Source organism: Microbacterium rhizophilum (assembly GCF_039605615.1).
GTDB classification, from domain to species: domain Bacteria; phylum Actinomycetota; class Actinomycetes; order Actinomycetales; family Microbacteriaceae; genus Microbacterium; species Microbacterium rhizophilus.
The window spans coordinates 162,151-179,433 of sequence record NZ_JBCNUN010000008.1 but is presented as its reverse complement, the minus strand read 5'-3'; the positions used below and the strand labels follow the sequence as shown (position 1 = coordinate 179,433).

At 71.4% G+C, this 17,283-nt stretch carries 15 protein-coding genes; 7 read left to right on the top strand and 8 right to left on the bottom strand.

All coding sequences use genetic code 11. The annotated features are described in order from the left end of the window. Positions 1–141: 141 nt before the first annotated feature. Positions 142–996 (top strand): dimethylargininase, encoded by an 855-nt coding sequence (ddaH, locus tag AAD528_RS13660; RefSeq protein ID WP_345752629.1) that lies wholly within the window; start codon positions 142–144, stop codon positions 994–996. Continuing rightward, on the top strand, positions 993–2,186 hold the full coding sequence (rocD, locus tag AAD528_RS13655) for an ornithine--oxo-acid transaminase (protein WP_345752628.1): 1,194 nt from the start codon (positions 993–995) through the stop codon (positions 2,184–2,186). Before ddaH ends, rocD begins: the two co-directional genes overlap by 4 nt. Before the next feature lie 72 nt (positions 2,187–2,258). On the opposite strand, the gene AAD528_RS13650 is transcribed toward rocD, so the two are convergent. Further along, positions 2,259–3,140, bottom strand: coding sequence for an alpha/beta fold hydrolase (locus tag AAD528_RS13650; protein WP_345752627.1), 882 nt, complete (start codon positions 3,138–3,140; stop codon positions 2,259–2,261). Between the two features lie 83 nt (positions 3,141–3,223). Here AAD528_RS13650 and AAD528_RS13645 point away from each other — a divergent pair, with 83 nt between their 5' ends. Both AAD528_RS13645 and AAD528_RS13640 read left to right on the top strand, forming a co-directional pair. After that, the gene (locus tag AAD528_RS13645; protein ID WP_345752626.1) at positions 3,224–3,646 is read left to right on the top strand and encodes a MarR family winged helix-turn-helix transcriptional regulator; all 423 of its coding nucleotides are present in this window, start codon (positions 3,224–3,226) and stop codon (positions 3,644–3,646) included. Positions 3,647–3,651: 5 nt separating this feature from the next. Continuing rightward, the gene (locus tag AAD528_RS13640; protein WP_345752625.1) at positions 3,652–5,022 is read left to right on the top strand and encodes an MFS transporter; all 1,371 of its coding nucleotides are present in this window, start codon (positions 3,652–3,654) and stop codon (positions 5,020–5,022) included. A 105-nt stretch (positions 5,023–5,127) separates the two neighbouring features. On the opposite strand, the gene AAD528_RS13635 is transcribed toward AAD528_RS13640, so the two are convergent. From AAD528_RS13635 to AAD528_RS13615, 5 genes are all read right to left on the bottom strand, one after another. Further along, positions 5,128–5,973: a transglutaminase family protein gene (locus AAD528_RS13635; RefSeq protein WP_345752624.1), complete on the bottom strand. Its 846-nt coding sequence runs from the start codon at positions 5,971–5,973 to the stop codon at positions 5,128–5,130. Between the two features lie 25 nt (positions 5,974–5,998). Continuing rightward, positions 5,999–6,931 (bottom strand): alpha-E domain-containing protein, encoded by a 933-nt coding sequence (locus tag AAD528_RS13630; RefSeq protein WP_345752623.1) that lies wholly within the window; start codon positions 6,929–6,931, stop codon positions 5,999–6,001. Continuing rightward, positions 6,925–8,598, bottom strand: a complete 1,674-nt coding sequence (locus AAD528_RS13625; RefSeq protein ID WP_345752622.1) for a circularly permuted type 2 ATP-grasp protein — start codon at positions 8,596–8,598, stop codon at positions 6,925–6,927. Before AAD528_RS13625 ends, AAD528_RS13630 begins: the two co-directional genes overlap by 7 nt. 109 nt (positions 8,599–8,707) lie before the next feature. After that, complete coding sequence (locus AAD528_RS13620; RefSeq protein WP_345752621.1) at positions 8,708–9,355, bottom strand: ThuA domain-containing protein; 648 nt, start codon at positions 9,353–9,355, stop codon at positions 8,708–8,710. Further along, positions 9,355–9,870 (bottom strand): GyrI-like domain-containing protein, encoded by a 516-nt coding sequence (locus AAD528_RS13615; protein WP_345752620.1) that lies wholly within the window; start codon positions 9,868–9,870, stop codon positions 9,355–9,357. Before AAD528_RS13615 ends, AAD528_RS13620 begins: the two co-directional genes overlap by 1 nt. A gap of 128 nt (positions 9,871–9,998) precedes the next feature. Here AAD528_RS13615 and lplAB point away from each other — a divergent pair, with 128 nt between their 5' ends. The 3 genes from lplAB (at position 9,999) to AAD528_RS13600 (ending at position 13,549) form a co-directional block, all read left to right on the top strand. Beyond that, positions 9,999–11,048: a lipoate-protein ligase LplAB gene (lplAB, locus tag AAD528_RS13610; RefSeq protein ID WP_345752619.1), complete on the top strand. Its 1,050-nt coding sequence runs from the start codon at positions 9,999–10,001 to the stop codon at positions 11,046–11,048. A gap of 89 nt (positions 11,049–11,137) precedes the next feature. Next, on the top strand, positions 11,138–12,124 hold the full coding sequence (locus AAD528_RS13605) for an LLM class F420-dependent oxidoreductase (protein ID WP_345752618.1): 987 nt from the start codon (positions 11,138–11,140) through the stop codon (positions 12,122–12,124). 66 nt (positions 12,125–12,190) lie between these two features. After that, positions 12,191–13,549, top strand: a complete 1,359-nt coding sequence (locus AAD528_RS13600) for an MFS transporter (RefSeq protein ID WP_345752617.1) — start codon at positions 12,191–12,193, stop codon at positions 13,547–13,549. A 110-nt stretch (positions 13,550–13,659) separates the two neighbouring features. On the opposite strand, the gene AAD528_RS13595 is transcribed toward AAD528_RS13600, so the two are convergent. Together AAD528_RS13595 and AAD528_RS13590 are read right to left on the bottom strand one after the other, a co-directional pair. After that, positions 13,660–14,736 carry a DUF916 domain-containing protein gene (locus tag AAD528_RS13595; protein ID WP_345752616.1) on the bottom strand — a complete coding sequence of 359 codons (1,077 nt, stop codon included), beginning with the start codon at positions 14,734–14,736 and terminating at the stop codon, positions 13,660–13,662. Positions 14,737–14,853: 117 nt separating this feature from the next. Next, positions 14,854–17,256 carry a pectate lyase-like domain-containing protein gene (locus AAD528_RS13590; RefSeq protein ID WP_345752646.1) on the bottom strand — a complete coding sequence of 801 codons (2,403 nt, stop codon included), beginning with the start codon at positions 17,254–17,256 and terminating at the stop codon, positions 14,854–14,856. Between the last annotated feature and the right edge of the window lie 27 nt (positions 17,257–17,283).

Genomic DNA, 17,283 nt, shown 5'->3' with positions numbered 1-17,283 from the left:
CGCGCTGCCGCGACCGCGGAGCGCTCCGGCGCTGCTCAGATCCCGCGTGACACAATGGACGTGGCGTGCCCGTGCCGCTGGCGTCCCATCGCTCCGCCGGGCCCCTGGACAGCGTCCGCCGCCCCTTCGCTGAGGAGCATGATGTCCGACAACGCACGGATCCAGCACAAGCGTCGCTACCTGATGTGCCGTCCCGAGCACTTCACGGTGAGCTACTCCATCAACCCCTGGATGGAGCCGGCCAACCCGACCGACACCGCGCTCGCCGTGGCCCAGTGGCAGAAGCTGTACGACACGTACCTCGAGCTCGGACACGAGGTCGAGCTGATCGACCCGCTCGAGGGCTACCCCGACATGGTCTACACCGCCAACGGCGGCTTCGTGATCGACGGCGTCGCCTACGGCCCGGAGTTCCGCTACGTCGAGCGCCAGGGCGAGGCGCCCGCGTTCATCGACTGGTTCCGCGCCAACGGGTTCGACACGCGCGTGCCCGAGGAGGTCAACGAGGGCGAGGGCGACTTCCTGCTCGCCGGCGACGTCATCCTGGCGGGCACGGGCTTCCGCTCGACGGGCGACAGCCACGCCGAGGTCTCGCGCATCTTCGGCCGCGAGGTCGTGAGCCTGATGCTCGTGGACCCGCGGTTCTACCACCTCGACACGGCCATCGCGATCCTGGATCCGGTGGTGCAGGATGGCGCGGAGCCCGGCATCGCGTACCTGCCGCACGCGTTCGACGACGCGAGCCGGGCCGAGCTCGAGCGCCGCTTCCCGAACGCGATCCTGGTCTCGGATGAGGACGGCGCGGTGTTCGGCCTGAACTCCGCGAGCGACGGACGCAACGTGATCATCTCGCCCCGTGCGAAGGGGTTCGAGGCGCAGCTGCGCGAGCGCGGCTACAACCCGATCCTGGTCGACCTGTCCGAGCTGCTGCTCGGCGGCGGCGGCATCAAGTGCTGCACGCTCGAGCTCCGAGGCGCCCCGGAGGCGACCCGATGACCGCCGCGCACGAGGCGCACGTCGCCCACAACTACCACCCGCTGCCCGTCACGATCGCGACGGGCGACGGCGCGTGGGTCACCGACTCCGAGGGCAAGCGCTACCTCGACCTGCTGTCGGGGTACTCGGCGCTGAACTTCGGCCACCTGAACGCCGAGCTCGTCCAGGCGGCGCAGGATCAGCTGGGCCGCCTCACGCTGACGAGCCGCGCGTTCTTCAACGACCAGCTGGGGCCGTTCGCCGACGCGCTGGCCGAACTGTGCGGCAAGGACCTCGTGCTGCCGATGAACACGGGCGCCGAGGCCGTCGAGACCGGCATCAAGGTCGCGCGCGCGTGGGGCTACCGCGTCAAGGGCATCCCCGCCGGCCAGGCCGAGATCGTCGTCGCGAAGGGCAACTTCCACGGCCGCACCACCACCATCGTCGGCTTCAGCGACGACCCGCAGGCCAGCACCGACTTCGGGCCGTACGCCCCCGGCTTCGTCGCCGTGCCGTACGGCGACGCCGACGCGATCGAGGCCGCCATCACGGCGAACACCGCCGCGATCCTGGTCGAGCCGATCCAGGGCGAGGGCGGCGTCGTGATCCCGCCCGACGGATACCTGCGCCGGATCCGCGAGCTCACGACCGCGAACAACGTGCTGTTCATCGCGGACGAGATCCAGTCGGGTCTCGGCCGCGTGGGCGAGACGTTCGCGTGCGACCGCGAGGGCGTCGTGCCGGACGTGTATCTGCTCGGCAAGGCGCTGGGCGGCGGGATCCTGCCGGTCTCGGCCGTCGTCGCGGACGAGGACGTGCTGGGCGTGATCCGGCCCGGCGAGCACGGCTCGACGTTCGGCGGCAACCCGCTCGCCTCGGCCGTGGGCCTGAAGGTGGTCGAGCTGCTGAAGAGCGGCCGGTTCCAGGAGCGCTCGCGCGAGCTCGGCGCCCACCTGCGGGCGGGTCTCGAGAAGCTCGACGGCATCACCGCGATCCGCTCGGCGGGCCTGTGGGCGGGCGTCGACATCGACCCCGCACGCGGCACGGGCCGCGACGTCGCTCAGCGTCTCCTCGCGCGCGGCGTGCTCGCCAAGGACACGCACGGCCAGACCCTCCGCATCGCGCCGCCGCTGGTCATCCGCGCCACGGAGCTCGACTGGGCCCTGGAGCAGCTGCAGGTGAGCCTGAGGGAGTCGGACTCTCCGGCCTGAGAACACGTGCGGTCAGCGGGGACGTGCCGCATCCGCTCGGATCCGGCACGTCGCCGCTGAGAGGACGTGTTCTCAGCGCGAGCGGGCCGGGAACCGGGCGTCGAGCCAGGCCAGCAGGTCCGCGCGGACCTCTGCCTGGGCGACCTCGTTGAAGATCTCGTGGCGCGCGTCGGGGTAGACGAGCGTCGTGATGTCGTCCAGGCCGCCGCGTTCGCGGTAGGCGTCTGCGAGACGGTGCACCGAGAGCGGACCGCCGACCGGATCGTCCCGCCCGACCATGAGCAGGATCGGGATGTCGTGGCCGGCCGCGGCTCGCAGGCCGCGCCGCGGCCGGCCGAACATGATGCGCACCGCGTCGCGCACGCCGAACAGCTTCAGCAGCGGCGTCGTGGTGGTGAGCGGGTCGGCGAGGAACGCCCGTCCGACGGCGAGGTCGGAGGAGAGCCACTCGACGCCGAGCGCGCCCGGGCCCTTCCAGCGCGCGTTGAGCGGCGCGGGATTCAGCGAGCCCGGCCAGCGCAGCGCCGACCCGCTCTGCATCACGGCGTCGTACGCCTCCGGATCACGGTCGAGCAGCATCTGGGCGAGGAACGACCCCCACGAGTGCCCCAGCAGGATCAGCGGGACGCCCGGGTTCTCGTCCCGCGCGATCCGCGTCATCCGCCGGCACGCCTCGAGGGTCGCCGGGTGTCCGCCCGCGCCGAGGCGCCCGAGCCGCGCGGAGTCGTCGCCGTGCTGGCGCATGCCGGTGCGGCCGTGCCCGCGGTGGTCGTCCGCGTAGACCGTGAACCCCGCCCCGACGAGCGCCTCGACCAGCGCGACGTAGCGGCCCGCGTGCTCGCCGACGCCGTGCAGCAGCTGGATCACGCCCCGCGGGTGCTCGGCGGGATGGACGTCGTAGACGATCGCCACCCCGTGGTCGTCGATGAAGTGCTGATCGAAGCGCGACGGCATGCGCCGATCCTGCCAGACCGCGCCTCCCGCCGAGGAGAACTGGTCTAATCCTTAGCATAACTAATGAGTTATGCTAAGTAACGATGACCGACCTCTCCTCCGATGCCTCCGAGATCCGCGCGGCCGCCATGCGCCTGTCGCGACGGCTGCGCCAGCAGCGCGCGGTGACCACGATGTCCGACGCCCAGTTCGCCGCGCTCGCCGTGCTGAACTACCGCGGCCCGCACACGCTCACGGCGCTCGCCGAGCGCGAGGGGGTGACTGCGCCGTCCATGAACCGCACGGTCAACTGCCTCGAGGAGGACGGCTACGTCACCCGTGAGCCGGACGCGGTCGACCGCCGAAAGGTGAACATCGCCATCACCGAGGGCGGGATCGCCGTGGTCGAGGAGACCGTGCAGCGCCGGGACGAGTGGCTCGCCCGCGTGCTGGCCGAGCTTCCGGCCGCCGATCGCGCCACGCTGCGCGCGGCCGCCGACATCATCCTGGAGGTCATCGAGCGATGAACGCCATGTTCCGATCCTTCGCCTCGTTCAACTTCCGCGTCTGGTTCATCGGCGCGCTCGTGTCGAACATCGGATCGTGGATGCAGTCCACGGCCCAGAGCTGGGTGGTCCTCACTCAGCTCACCGACAACGACGCCGGCGCGATGGGCGTGACGATGGCCCTGCAGTTCGGCCCGCCGCTGCTGTTCGTCGGCGTGTCCGGCTGGGTGACCGACCGGTTCGATCGCCGGCGGATCCTGATGATCACGCAGTGCCTGCTGCTGCTGCTCTCGCTGACGATCGGCATCCTGCTGCTGCTCGACGTGATGACGCTGCCGCTGATGTACTGCCTCGCCTTCGTCATGGGAATGGTCGTCGCCTTCGACAACCCGGCCCGGCAGGCGTTCGTGTCCGATCTGGTGCGGCGCGAGAACGCGTCGAACGCCGTCGCGCTCAACGCCGCGTCGTTCAACGGCGCGCGCATGATCGGCCCCGCCGTCGCGGGCCTGCTGATCGTCGCGGTGGGCACGGGCTGGGTGTTCCTGATCAACGTCCTCACGTTCGCGGGCATGCTGGTCGCGCTGTTCGCGATCCGGTCCGGCGAGCTGATCCCGCGCAAGAAGGCCGACGCCTCGGCGCGTCTCGCAGACGGCTTCCGCTACGTCGCGCGGCGCCCCGATCTGATCGTGATCTTCGCGATGGTGTTCCTGCTCGGGGCGCTGGGCATGAACTTCCCGATCTTCGCCTCGACCATGGCGATCGAGTTCGGGCAGGAGGCCGATGGCTTCGGCCTGCTCAGCTCGATCCTGGCGGTCGGCTCCCTGGTGGGCGCGCTTCTCGCCGCCCGTCGCGCCCGTGCGCGCCTGCGAGTGGCGATCATCGCGACCGGAGCCTTCGGCATCGTCTCGATCGTGTCGGCGCTCATGCCGGTCTACTGGCTCTACGCGGTCTGCCTGGTGCTCGTCGGGTTCACGATCGTGACCACCCTGACCACCGCCAACGGCTACGTGCAGACGACCACCGACGCCGGCCTGCGCGGCCGCGTGCTCGCGCTGTACGTCGCGATCCTGATGGGCGGAACCCCGCTCGGCGCCCCGCTGGTCGGCTGGGTCGCGGCGGAGTTCGGACCGCGGACCGCGATCATGCTCGGGGCGGTCGGCGGGCTCGCGGCGTGCGCGATCGGACTCACGTGGGTGATCGCCTCCGGGCGCCTGCACCGCCGTCACGGCGAGGGCTTCGCCCTGACCCTCGACGAAACCCGGCCCATCGCGGTCATCACGCGCCCGCAGCCGACGGTCGTGCCCGAGGAGTTCAGCGACAAGGGCGCCGAGACCTCCGCCATCCGCCTCGTGGACGACGACGACGACTTCGACGAGCCGCGCGCCCGCCGCGCCTGAGTCGGCTTGTGAGAACACGTCCTCTCAGCGGGGACACGCCGAATCAGCGCGGATCGGGCATGGCGTCGCTGAGAGGACGTGTTCTGGGTGAGCCGGGCCTGAGTCTCACGCCTCCCGCGTGATCGTCACCGTGACGTAGAGCTCGCTCTTGAACGGGCCGGCGTACACGCCGCGCAGCGGCGGCACGTCGTTGTAGTCGCGGCCGCGGCCGACCAGCACGTGCCGGTCGCCGATCTCGATCCCGTTGGTCGGGTCGCAGGCCTGCCAGTCGCTCGCCCACCACTCGATCCACGCGTGCGACTCGCCGCGCACGGGCTCGCCGACCTCGGCGCTCGGCCGCGGGTGCAGGTAGCCCGAGACGTAGCGCGCCGGGATCCCGACCGACCGCAGCGCCCCGAGCGCGATGTGCGCGATGTCCTGGCACACGCCCTTGCGCGCCTCCCACGCCTCGGCGGCGGTGGAGTGCACGCCGGTCACGCCGGGCATGTACTCCACGGCGTCGCCGATCGCCGTCGCGATCGCGTGCGCCGCCTCGCTCGGGTTCTCGTGCGCGTCGGCGATCGCGCGCGCGATCTCGGCGACCTCCGGATGCGGTCGCGTCCGGTTCGTCTGCACCATCATCTCGACCGTGTCGATCGACCGGGTGGCGTCGCGGGCGAGCCGCTCCCACGTGATGTCCGCGTGCTCGATCGGGCGCGGCCGCACCTCGACCAGGCTGCGCGACACGATCCGCAGCTCGTCGTGCGTCGACTGCACGTCGAACGACGTCACGCGCGTGCCGAAGTAGTCGACGTACGAGTTCACGGCGGCCGGCGGATGGATGTCGAGCGACGACGACAGCACGAACTGGCTCTCGGTCGTGCCCGGCAGCATGCGCGCCTCGTTGTACGACGCGGCCACCCGGCCGGCGTAGTCGAACCCCGTCTCGTGCTCGATCCGCAGGCGTTTCACGTCCGGTCCTCCTCGCGCGACGACGTCACGACACCTCTCCGATCCACGTCGGCTCGGCCTGCGTCGGGAAGAACCGCTGCCGGATCGCGTCCGACGCCTCCCGCGTGACCTGCTGCACCTGGTCCATGTGCTCGGGCAGCTCCCCCAGGATCTCGCCGATCGGGCGATACTCCAGGTCGTTCCTGATGCGCCCCAGCGCCCGCAGCACCGCGTTCGAATGGCCGACACGGTCCGCGACCGGATCGATCGCGCTCATGCACAGCTCGGCCTGCGAGATCGAGAAGATGACGGATCGGGGGAACAGCCGGTCGAGCAGCAGGAACTCGGCCGCGTTCTTCGCGCTCGGCATGCCGCGGTACGTGCGCAGGTACGGCTCGTACGCGCCGCAGGAGCGCAGGATGGTCGTCCACGACGGCCCGGACGCCTGCGTCAGCGAGCGCGTCGCGAGCAGCCGCGCGGTCATGTCGGCGCGCTCGATGCTGCGGCCGAGCGTGAAGAACTGCCACGACTCGTCGCGGCTCGTGGACGAGTCGGCGATGCCCACCGCGAGGGCCGCGCGCTCGCGCACCCACTGGAAGAACTCGTGCGCCTTCTCGGTCTGCAGGCGCCGCGGCATCCGGGCGCGCGTGGTGTTGAGGCACTCCCACAGCTCGGTCGAGACGATCTCGCGCGCGCGGCGGGCGTTCTCCCGCGCCGCCGTGAGCGAGTACGCGATGCTCGCGGCCGTCGTCCGGTTCACCGCGAGATTCTCGAGCACGTGCTCGCGCCGCACCGTCGCGACGTCCTCGGGCGGGACGGCGCCCATCACGGCGAGCAGCGACCGGCACGCGGTCTCCTCGTCGATCCACGGGTCCTCGAGCAGCAGCTGCAGGTGCACGTCCAGGATGCGCGCGGTGCCGTCGCTGCGCTCGATGTAGCGCCCGATCCAGAACAGGGACTCGGCGATCCGGCTCAGCACGATCCCGCCTCCTGCCGTCCCTGCTGCTGCTGCTCGCTCTGCGCGCCCGCGCCGGACGGATCCTGCGGGGAGTGCGCGGGCTCGTCCCGCGCCTCGTAGATGATCGGGATGGCGGACGTGACCGTCGCGGCCTGGTCGGCGACCAGGCCCGCGAGCCCGGTGCCCTGGCCGTACTCGACGTGGTTCGGGGCCATGCCGCCGACCACCCAGGTGTCCTTCGACCCGCCGCCCTGGCTGGAGTTCACGACCAGCTGCCCCTCCGGCAGCGCGACGCGCGTGAGCCCGCCGGGCAGCACCCACACGTCGGATCCGTCGTTCACCGCGAACGGGCGCAGGTCCGCGTGCCGCGGGCGCATCCCGTCCTCCACCATGGTCGGGATGGTCGAGAGCATCACGACGGGCTGCGCGATCCAGCCGCGCGGATCGGCGATCAGCCGCTTGCGCAGCGTGTCGAGCTCCGCGGGCGAGGCGTCCGGACCGACGACGAGGCCCTTGCCGCCGGATCCGTCCACCGGCTTCACCACCAGCTCGTCCAGGCGGTCGAGCACCTCCTCGAGCGCCTCCGGGTCCTCCAGACGCCACGTGTCGACGTTCTTCAGGATCGGCTCCTCGTTCAGGTAGTACCGGATGAGATCCGGCACGTACGTGTAGAGCAGCTTGTCGTCGGCGACGCCGTTGCCGACCGCGTTGCAGATCGCGACATTGCCGAGCCGCGCGGCGAGCAGCAGGCCGGGGGCGCCCAGCATCGAGTCGGCGCGGAAGGTCAGCGGATCCAGGAACTCGTCGTCGACGCGGCGGTAGATCACGTCGACCCGGCGCAGGCCGCGCGTCGTGCGCATGTACACCTTGCCGCCCGTGCAGCTGAGGTCGCGGCCCTCGACGAGCTCGACGCCCATCAGGCGCGCGAGCAGCGTGTGCTCGAAGTACGCGGAGTTGTACACGCCCGGCGTCAGCACCACGACGTTGGGGTCCTCGATGCCCGGGGGAGCGGCCGCCTTCAGCGCCGCGAGCAGCTTGTTCGGGTAGTCGCCGACCGGCCGCACCTGCATCGACACGAACAGCTCCGGCAGCGTCTGGGCCATGACCCGGCGGTTGGAGATCACGTACGAGACGCCGGACGGCACGCGCACGTTGTCCTCGAGCACGCGCATCTCGCCGTGCTCGTCCCGGATCAGGTCCACTCCGGCGACCTGGATGCGCGCGCCGTTCGCGGGGTGGATGCCGGCGGCCTGGCGGTAGTAGTACTGCGACGACGCGATCAGCGCCGCGGGCAGCACGCCGTCGCGCACGCAGTAGCGGCGCCCGTAGACGTCCTCGAGGAACGCCTCGAGCGCCTTCACGCGCTGCTTCACGCCGGACTCGACGCGCGCCCACTCGTCGTACGCGATCACCCGCGGCACGGGGTCGATCGGGAAGGGCCGCTCCTCGCCCGCGAAGTCGAACGTGACGCCCTGGGCCAGGTAGCTGGAGGCGAGCGACTCGGTGCGGCCGCGCAGCTCGTCCTGCGTCATCCGGGCGAGCGCCTGGTACAGCTCGCGGTACGCGTCGCGCGCCGCGGTGTCGCCGCTCGTGGCCGGATGGCCGAACATCTCGTCGAACGCGGGCAGCCCCTGCGCCGTCTTGCGCGGCGCGAGCGTGGCGCCGTAGCCGTCGAACAGGTCACCCATCCCGCGAGCGTATCCGGGGCCGTGTTGCACGGGTGTTTCCGACGTGTCGCGGTGTTTCGGCCGGCCGGCCGGTCGGCGGTGCGGGGTCGGCGGGAGGGCGAGGGCCGGATCAGCGCGCGGCGGCCCAGGCCGCGAGGCGGGCGATCAGCGCGCGGTGCGCGGGGGAGTCGTAGGAGCGGGCGTCGTGGCCGAGCAGGTCGACCGCGACGCGGGATCGTCCGCGCTCCCGGACCCACACGACGGGATGCGCGACCCCGGCGTGCTCGTGCGTCGCGACGACCTCGCGATCGCCGACCGCCTGGAGGAACGCGTAGCGCTCGTCGAAGGCGGCGAGCGGCTCCGCGCCGGCGAGCGGATGGTCCGCCCACGCGAACGCCGCCTCGCCGATCGGCGGGTGCATCGAGACGCCGGGCAGCCACACCCCGCCGGTCGCGGGCGCCCAGGCCGCGTGGTCGCGCAGCGACGAGAGCGAGGCGTGCATCGCCAGCACGCCGATCCCGCGCTCGAGCGCCGCCTCGAGGCCGGCGACGGATGCCGCCGGGGCGCCGACGGCGGGCGGATCGTCGCGCCACGGGTCGCCCGCGTTCACGACCAGCAGGTCGACGCCGTCGAGGCGCCGCAGCGCGTCGTCGACGGGCGCGACGGCCACCTCGAGGCCCGCTTCCTCGAGCACCGCGCGCAGGAGATCCGACGTCTCGGCGAACGGATGCCACGGGTCGGCGTAGCGCCCCTCGCCGGTCGCGACGACGGCGCGCATCACGGGCGCGGCGAGTCGGCCGCAATGCGGAAGGCGAGCTCCGTCCGCCACTTCGTCATGTCGGGCTCGTCATCCGGATCGGTCAGGTAGAGCTCCAGTCGCGCGCCCCAGTGCTCGCCGTCGTCGCCGGGCGCGCTGTCCCACACGATGCCGCGGGCGGCGCCCCAGTCGAGCAGCGCCCCCGTCGCGGCGACGAGCTCGTCCGGGTGCCCCGTGTGCGTGACGGTCGCGTAGGTGCCCGCCGGGAGCGTGCCCGACAGCACCCGCGGATCCTGGCCCGCGTCGACGGGCTCCGCCGTGGCGACGCCCGCCTCGATCACGAGCTCGCGATCCATGTCGATCACGTCGTACTTCCAGAACGGCGGCCCGGCGGGCGCGATGCCGCGCTCGGCGAGCCAGGCGAACACCTCGCCGTTCAGGGGTGGTACGGCCTCGCCGAGCCGGTCCATCGTCACGGACGTGCGGATGGCGACGTACGGCTGCGCCGTCCGCTCGATCAGGGTCGGTTCGTCCATGCCCCGATCCTGCCGCCTTCCGACCGCGACCGGTAGGACGGCCGGCCGAGCGCGGTTCTTCTCGGTCACCGGTTCCATCTCGGCATCGATCGGGCGGCGACGTCCGGGCCGCGACCTAGGCTGAATCCATGCACGGCGAATACAAGGTGCCCGGGGGAAAGCTCGTGGTCGTCGACCTCGAGGTCGTGGACGGCAGGATCGCCGGCTTCCATCTCGCCGGCGACTTCTTCCTCGAGCCCGACGACGCACTGATCGACATCAACGCGGCGGTGAACGGGCTGCCCGAGACCGCGGACGTGCCGACGATCGCCGCGGCCGTGCGCGGCGCGCTGCCTCCGGGCGCGCAGCTGCTGGGCTTCACGCCCGACGCGGTCGGCACCGCGGTGCGCCGCGCGCTCGTGACCGCCTCGGCGTGGACCGACTTCGAGTGGGAGATCGTCGACGACCCCGCGGTCTCGCCGCACGTGAACCTCGCGCTCGACGAGGTGCTCACGGGCCGCGTCGGCGATGGGCGCCGCAAGCCCACCCTGCGGATCTGGGAGTGGGATCAGTCGGCCGTCGTGATCGGATCCTTCCAGTCGTATCGCAACGAGGTGGATCCGGATGGCGCGGCCCGGCACGGCTTCGACGTCGTGCGGCGGATCTCGGGCGGCGGCGCCATGCTGATGGGCGCCGGGCAGATCATCACGTACTCGCTGTACGTGCCGGCCTCGCTCGTGGCGGGCCTCACGTTCGCCGACTCGTACGCGTACCTGGACGACTGGGTGCTGCAGGCGCTGCGCGGGCTCGGCATCGAGGCGACCTACCAGCCGCTCAACGACATCGCGAGCCCGACCGGCAAGATCGGCGGCGCCGCGCAGAAGCGCCTCGCCAACGGCGGCGTGCTGCACCACGCCACGCTCAGCTACGACATCGACGGCGAGGTCATGACGCAAGTGCTGCGGATCGGCCGCGAGAAGCTCAGCGACAAGGGCACGGCGTCGGCAGCCAAGCGCGTGGATCCCATCCGCCGTCAGACCGGCATGAGCCGCCGCGAGATCATCGACCGGCTGATCGCGTCGTTCCAGACCTTCACGGGCGCGACCATGGGCACGATCCGGCCCGACGAGTACGCCGAGGCCGAGGCCCTGGTCGAGTCCAAGTTCGCCACCGACGCCTGGCTGCACCGGGTTCCTTAGCCGCGCTGCCGCCGGCTTCCGTGAGCTTCCGAGCCCGATCTTCGCCGGAGACTTCTCTCGGGGACGCGCGCATCCCTAAGGTCTGAGGTATGCGATTCGGAATCTTCATCCCGCAGGGCTGGCGCTTCGACCTCGTCGACATCGACCCTGCGCAGCACTGGAGCACCATGCAGTCGCTCGCCATCGCCGCCGACGCGGGGCCGTGGGAGTCGCTGTGGGTCTACGACCACTTCCACACCACGCCGGTGCCGAGCGAGGAGGCCACGCACGAGGCCTGGACGCTGATGTCGGCCTTCGCCGCGTCGACCAGCCGCATCCGGCTCGGCCAGATGTGCACGTGCATGGGCTACCGCAACCCCGCCTACCTCGCGAAGGTCGCCGCGACCGTCGACCACGTCTCTGCGGGGCGCGTCGAGATGGGCATCGGCGGCGGCTGGTACGAGCACGAGTGGCGCGCGTACGGCTACGGCTTCCCGGACATTCCCGACCGCCTGAAGATGCTCGGCGAGGGCGTCGAGATCATGAAGCAGGCGTGGGAGACCGGATCGGCCACGCTCGACGGGCGGTACTACCAGGTCGACGGCGCGATCGTCCGCCCGCTCCCCGTGCAGGACGGCGGCATCCCGTTCTGGATCGCCGGCGGCGGCGAGAAGGTCACGCTGCGGATCGCGGCGAAGTACGCCTCGTACACGAACTTCAACGGCGGCGTGGAGAACTTCACCGCGAAGAGCGACATCCTCCGCGGGCACACGGACAAGCTCGGCCGCGACTTCTCCGAGATCACCCGATCGGCGAACTTCAACACCGTGATCGGCGAGAACGAGGCCGAGGTCAAGGAGCGGCTCAAGGCCATCGAGGCGCGCGTGAAGCCGTACGTCGGCGATGGCATCGAGCGCTACATGCACAACTACTCGGCCGGAGAGAGCCTGGTCGGCACGGTCGAGCAGGTGACGGAGCAGCTCGCCGGAATGCGGGACGCGGGCCTCGGGTACGCCATCCACTACTTCCCGGAGTCGGCGTACGACCCCAGCGGCATCGAGCTGTTCGAGCAGAAGGTGATCCCGGCTCTGCAGTGACCCGCGGCCGGAGCTGAGCGCGGGGCGGGCTTCCGGATGTCGGAGGCCCGCCCTACGCTCGTGCCCATGAGCGAGGTCGCTGCCGAACCTCAGGACGTGCACCCGCCGCCGGACGGCATGCGCACGTTCCTGCACGTCCTGGTGAACACGGCCCTGGCGAACATCACCACGAGCTTCCTGTGGTTCGGTCTGACGTTCTGGATCTACGCCGAGACGCGCAACGTGATCGCGACCGGCGTCATCGGCGGCGCCTACATGCTGTTCATCGCCGTGTTCAGCATGTTCTTCGGCACCCTGGTCGACCGCTTCCGCAAGAAGGCCGTCATGCTGTGGGCGACCGTGATCGCCTTCGGCGTGTTCTGCCTCGACGCGGCGTTCTTCTTCGTCATCGGCGAGCAGCGGATGATCGAGCTGCGCCTGCCGTGGTTCTGGATCTTCGCGGTCGTGATGCTCGCGGGAGCGGTGGTCGAGCAGCTGCGCAGCATCGCGCTGTCCACGACCGTGACGCTGCTCGTCCCCGAGGAGCGGCACGCCAACGCCAACGGCATGGTGGGCACCGTGCAGGGCGTCTCGATGCTGGTCACGAGCGTCCTGAGCGGGCTGTCGGTCGGCTTCCTCGGCATGGGCTGGACCCTGATCATCGGGCTCGTCGCGATGCTGCTCGCCATGCTGCACCTGGCGGCGCTGGCCATCCCCGAGCGCGAGATCGTGCACCTCGAGGGGCAGACCAAGTGGGTGGACATCCGTGGCGGCTGGCTGGCCGTGCGCGCGGCGTCGGGCCTGTTCGCGCTCGTGCTGTTCTCGACCCTCAACAACTTCGTCGGCGGCGTCTACATGGCGCTCATGGACCCGTACGGCATCGACCTGTTCGAGGTGCAGGGCTGGGGCATCTGGTTCGCGGTCGCGTCGACCGGCTTCATCGCGGGCGGCGCTGTGGTCGCTGCGACCGGCCTCGGCCGGCGGCCGATGCGCACCATGCTGCTGATCGCCGCCTTCATCGGGCTCGTCGGCGCCGTGTTCACCCTGCGCGAGTGGGGATGGCTGTTCATCGTGGGCTGCTGGGTCTACATGGCGGCGATCCCGGCCGTCGAGGCGGCCGAGCAGACCGTGATCCAGCGCGTCGTGCCGTACGAGAAGCAGGGCCGCGTGTTCGGCTTCGCGATGACGTTCGAGGCCGCGGCGGCCCCCATCACGTCGCTGCTGATCGCGCCGATCGCGCAGGCGTGGGTCATCCCGTACATGCGCGGCGAGGGCGAGCAGCGATGGGCCTGGCTGCTCGGCGAGGGCCAGAACCGCGGCATCGCGCTGATCTTCCTCATCGCCGGTGTGATCTGCGCGCTCATCGCGCTGCTGGCGTTCCTCACGCCGCAGTACCGGCGGCTCTCGGCCCAGTACGAGCACTCCGCCCCCGCCGCCGCGGAGTGAGGCCGGCGCCCGCGGGCCCGGGCAGAATCGGGGCGCGACCGATCCGCGACGCCTGCGACGTGCCTCCCCCGAAGCCGCCGGAGTGGATCCGCGGGCGCTCGATCCCCCACCTATTCATTGCCACTCCCGACAGAATCGCCGGGCGTATGGTCGCGGACCATGGCGGATTCCGGACCGCGGTCGCGCAGCGCCTGCGCGACCGCATCGCGCACGCGGGCGTCCTCGCGCGCCTGGCGCGCGGCGCGACGACGGCGCCGGGTGGCGACCCACAGCGCGACGGCGCCCGCGAGCACGAGGAGGACGGCGAGGAAGGACCACGGCACGGCGGCCGTCGACGCCCGCGCCTCCACGCGCTGCGGGACGGGCGCATCCGCGGTCGGCACGGCATCGAGCGCCGCGACCGCGTTCAGCACGAAGGCCGGCACGACGCCGCCGACCTCGACCTCGACCGGCCACGTCTCGCCCGGGAGGAGCTCGGGCACGGGGGTGAGCCCCGGCGCGCCGATCGCGAACAGGCCGAAAGGGCCGGCCAGGGTCACGCCCTGCGACGCCGACAGTCGCACGTTGCCCGAGTTCCGCACCGTGTACGTCACGGTCGCCTGGCCCGCGCCGAAGGGGGCGGGCGTGCCGGCGTAGTCGACCCGCAGGTCGTCGACCGCGAGCGCGGGCGCGATGGCGCCGGTGACCCGCAGGTGGATCCGGATGCCCAGGCGGCGGTCGACGGTGACGCCGTCCTCGAGAGGAGGCCTGGTGAGCGCCGTGAGGATGCCGCCGGCGTGGTCACCCGGCGTCGCGTTCGCCGCGACCGTGATCGTGAAGGGCACCTCGACGGCCTCGCCGGGAGCCACCGTCACGCGGTCGGTGGCGGGAACCAGCCACGCGCCGATCTCGCGCGGGGTGACGGCGCGCGGCGCGACGTCGAGCTGGCCGCTCGACGAGGTGAAGCCGTCGGCGCCGTAGATGTCGAGTTCGAGCGGCGCGGTGTCGTGATTGGCGATGATGATCGCGTCGGCGATCGTGTCGCCCGGTGCCGCCTCGTACGCGTAGTTCTCGCGGCCGTCGCCGTGCTCGCCCGTGGCCGTCCGCACACCCCACGTGACCTCCGGGGTGGCGTCCGTCGCGGCGTGCGCGGGTGCGCCCGCGAGTGCCGTCGTCAGTGCGAGCGCGAGCAGTGCGGTCGTGAGCACGGCGGGTCGAGGCGATCTCGCCGGATGGATTCTGCGGGACATCGTCTGCCTTCGTCGAAGGGCCGGGCGGGCGGTGTCGCCCGCCCGGCCGAGGGGGAGCCGCGGGCTCCTGGAGGGTCAGCTCAGCGCGGTCAGCGTGAGCGTCGCCCGATAGGTGCCGTCCGTGGCGTCGATCGGGATCCTCAGGTCGAGCTCGGCACCGATCTTGGCGGAGCCCCGCTCGTGACCCGACGGGGCGTGGCCGAGCGTCGACGACGCCGACAGGCCGTCGCCGCCGAGGAAGCCCGACTGCACGGCGTCGCCGGCGACCGCCCCGCCGCCGGGTTCCGCGAGCGACGGCGTCCATCCGAGGTACTTCCCGGAGAACGTCGACACCGGCGAGTCGAAGTCGCTCACCTGCGCCGACACGGACCACGCGGCACCGCTCCTGCGCGTATCGGTGACGCGCACCGGGTGGATGCTTCCGGTCGCGGCGAAGTGGTCGCCGTTCTCGACCGCCGTGCCGAGATCGACGATGTCGTTCGTGCCGTCGATGCTCCAGACGAACTCGCCCGGATCGCCGGTGGGCACCGTCACCTGCAGGTTCTGCGCGTTGGGATCGGTCTCGGTCTCGTAGACCGCGAGGAACCTCGCCGTACCCGCCGGAGCGACCGCCGCCTCGCCGGTGTCGTTGACGATGTGGTTGATGCCGCCGGTTCCGTTCAGCATGACCGACACCGCGGACTCGATCCGCACGCCCGGCCGCTGCGGCACCTGGATGCCGCTGTCGACGTAGATGTTCTGGCCGTTGTTGTACTGGTTGTCGAAGAACGAGTACACCCCGAGGCCCTGCGCGAGGTGGTGGCGCACGCCGTCGCCGACCCGGTACGACGCCCACCCGAGGCGGCTGCCGTCCCGGTAGGCGTCCTGCGTGGGCGGGTCGTACGGGATCTCGCTCTGGTAGAAGATCGTGCGACCTCGCTCGCCGTTCCAGACCACCTGGTTCTTCTGGTAGTGCTCCACGAAGAGCCCCAGGGCCGTGACGTTGTCGCCGTTGACGACCAGGCCGTGATCTCCCACGTTCGAGGTCCAGCCCACACCCTCGCCATGGTCGGCGCGCCAGGCCCAGATGTGGTCGAGCAGCGCGTCGGGGCTGTTCACCTCGATGCTCGTCGTCGCCTTGCCCGCCCACGGGCCGCCGACACGGATGAACACGTCGGTGAGCGTGGTCGGGTCGGACGGGTCGGAGGCCGTCGCCCCCTGCGGACCGACCTGCACCAGGACGGGCGAGAGCGTCTCGCCGGCGTCGACCGTCACGCCGGCGATCTTCACACCGGCGACGTCGCCGACCTCGATCGCCGCGTTCCCGGCGGTCGGGACGAGCGACGCGTATCCGAGACCCAGCACCACCGTGTCCGCCGCGTCGATCTCGAGCGGGGCGTCGAGGTAGTACACGCCGGGGGTCAGGAGCAGGTTCTTGCCGTCGGCGAGCGCGGCGTTCAGCTGCGCGGCCGTCGCGTCCTCCTTGGCGATGTAGAAGTCATCGAGCGGGATGGACTCTCCGGCGTCGGCGTCCGTCGACCAGTCGTGTCCGGTCGTGTTCTGCTTCGCCCGGGGGACGAAGACCTTGTAGTCGGCGCCGTCGAGATAGAGGAACGGCGACTCGCGGACGATCGGCGTCTCGTCGATCGTCGTCTTGTTGCCGTTGCCGCCGCCGGCCAGGGGGCCGAAGTCGGTCGCCGGTGCGCCGTCCACGCCCGAGAACACCATGTTCCAGACGCCGCCGTTCCAGCTGCCCACCGACGAGTTCCGGGTGAACCACTGCTGCTGGGAACCGCTCAGGATCTCGCCGTCCACATTCGAGTTGGCGAGGTAGCCGCCCGAGGCGTACTCCCCGACCCGCCCCATGAGGGTCAGGTCGCCCTCGATGTCGATGCGTCGCAGCGGGGCGGCCTGAGACACGGCGAACCGCATCTGATGCGGGTCGGCGACGCCGCTCGGGAACGGCCGGTCCGCGTCCGCGCCGATCGGGCGCTGAATGGGGTTGAACGTGAGGTTCGACATCGAGCGCCAGAACCGCGTCAGCGAGCCGGGCTGCTGGCAGTCCCAGGGGTTCGGCTCGCACGCGCGGACGGGCTCGACGTGGATCGCGCCGTTGATCCGGACGTCCTCGGGCGAGGCGCCCAGACCCGCGACGGCCTGGTAGTAGCCGAGCTCCGAGTTGACGATGTCCGTCGCCGTGAGCGGGTCGTCCTCGCCCGCCGCCGAGCCGTAAGTGCCGGGTTTGAAGAAGAACTGATGCCGGTTGAGGCTGAACTCGTCCTCCTGGGACGCGGCCTGAAGGGCCTCGCTGATCTCGTCCGCGGTCCAGGTCTCATCGAAGATCGTCACGTTCGGGCCGAACAGCGAATCCGCGGCCACCGCGGGCGGCGCGGCGACGACCGCTCCTCCGACGGCGATGGCGGCCGCGGTCGCGGCCGCCATGAGGCGGCGCCGAGAGCGCGTGGGGGTGGGCGGGTGGTGGGTCCAGGTGCGATGCATCACGTCGTTCTCCTTTGAACTGGGCTC

Excerpts from the sequence above, each read along its gene's own strand:
- ddaH (WP_345752629.1), top strand. The coding sequence starts at position 142 with ATGTCCGACAACGCACGGATCCAGCACAAGCGTCGCTACCTGATGTGC.
- rocD (WP_345752628.1), top strand. The coding sequence starts at position 993 with ATGACCGCCGCGCACGAGGCGCACGTCGCCCACAACTACCACCCGCTG.
- AAD528_RS13650 (WP_345752627.1), bottom strand. The coding sequence starts at position 3,140 with ATGCCGTCGCGCTTCGATCAGCACTTCATCGACGACCACGGGGTGGCG.
- AAD528_RS13645 (WP_345752626.1), top strand. The coding sequence starts at position 3,224 with ATGACCGACCTCTCCTCCGATGCCTCCGAGATCCGCGCGGCCGCCATG.
- AAD528_RS13640 (WP_345752625.1), top strand. The coding sequence starts at position 3,652 with ATGTTCCGATCCTTCGCCTCGTTCAACTTCCGCGTCTGGTTCATCGGC.
- AAD528_RS13625 (WP_345752622.1), bottom strand. The coding sequence starts at position 8,598 with ATGGGTGACCTGTTCGACGGCTACGGCGCCACGCTCGCGCCGCGCAAG.
- AAD528_RS13620 (WP_345752621.1), bottom strand. The coding sequence starts at position 9,355 with ATGCGCGCCGTCGTCGCGACCGGCGAGGGGCGCTACGCCGACCCGTGG.
- AAD528_RS13615 (WP_345752620.1), bottom strand. The coding sequence starts at position 9,870 with ATGGACGAACCGACCCTGATCGAGCGGACGGCGCAGCCGTACGTCGCC.
- lplAB (WP_345752619.1), top strand. The coding sequence starts at position 9,999 with ATGCACGGCGAATACAAGGTGCCCGGGGGAAAGCTCGTGGTCGTCGAC.
- AAD528_RS13605 (WP_345752618.1), top strand. The coding sequence starts at position 11,138 with ATGCGATTCGGAATCTTCATCCCGCAGGGCTGGCGCTTCGACCTCGTC.
- AAD528_RS13600 (WP_345752617.1), top strand. The coding sequence starts at position 12,191 with ATGAGCGAGGTCGCTGCCGAACCTCAGGACGTGCACCCGCCGCCGGAC.
- AAD528_RS13590 (WP_345752646.1), bottom strand. The coding sequence starts at position 17,256 with ATGCATCGCACCTGGACCCACCACCCGCCCACCCCCACGCGCTCTCGG.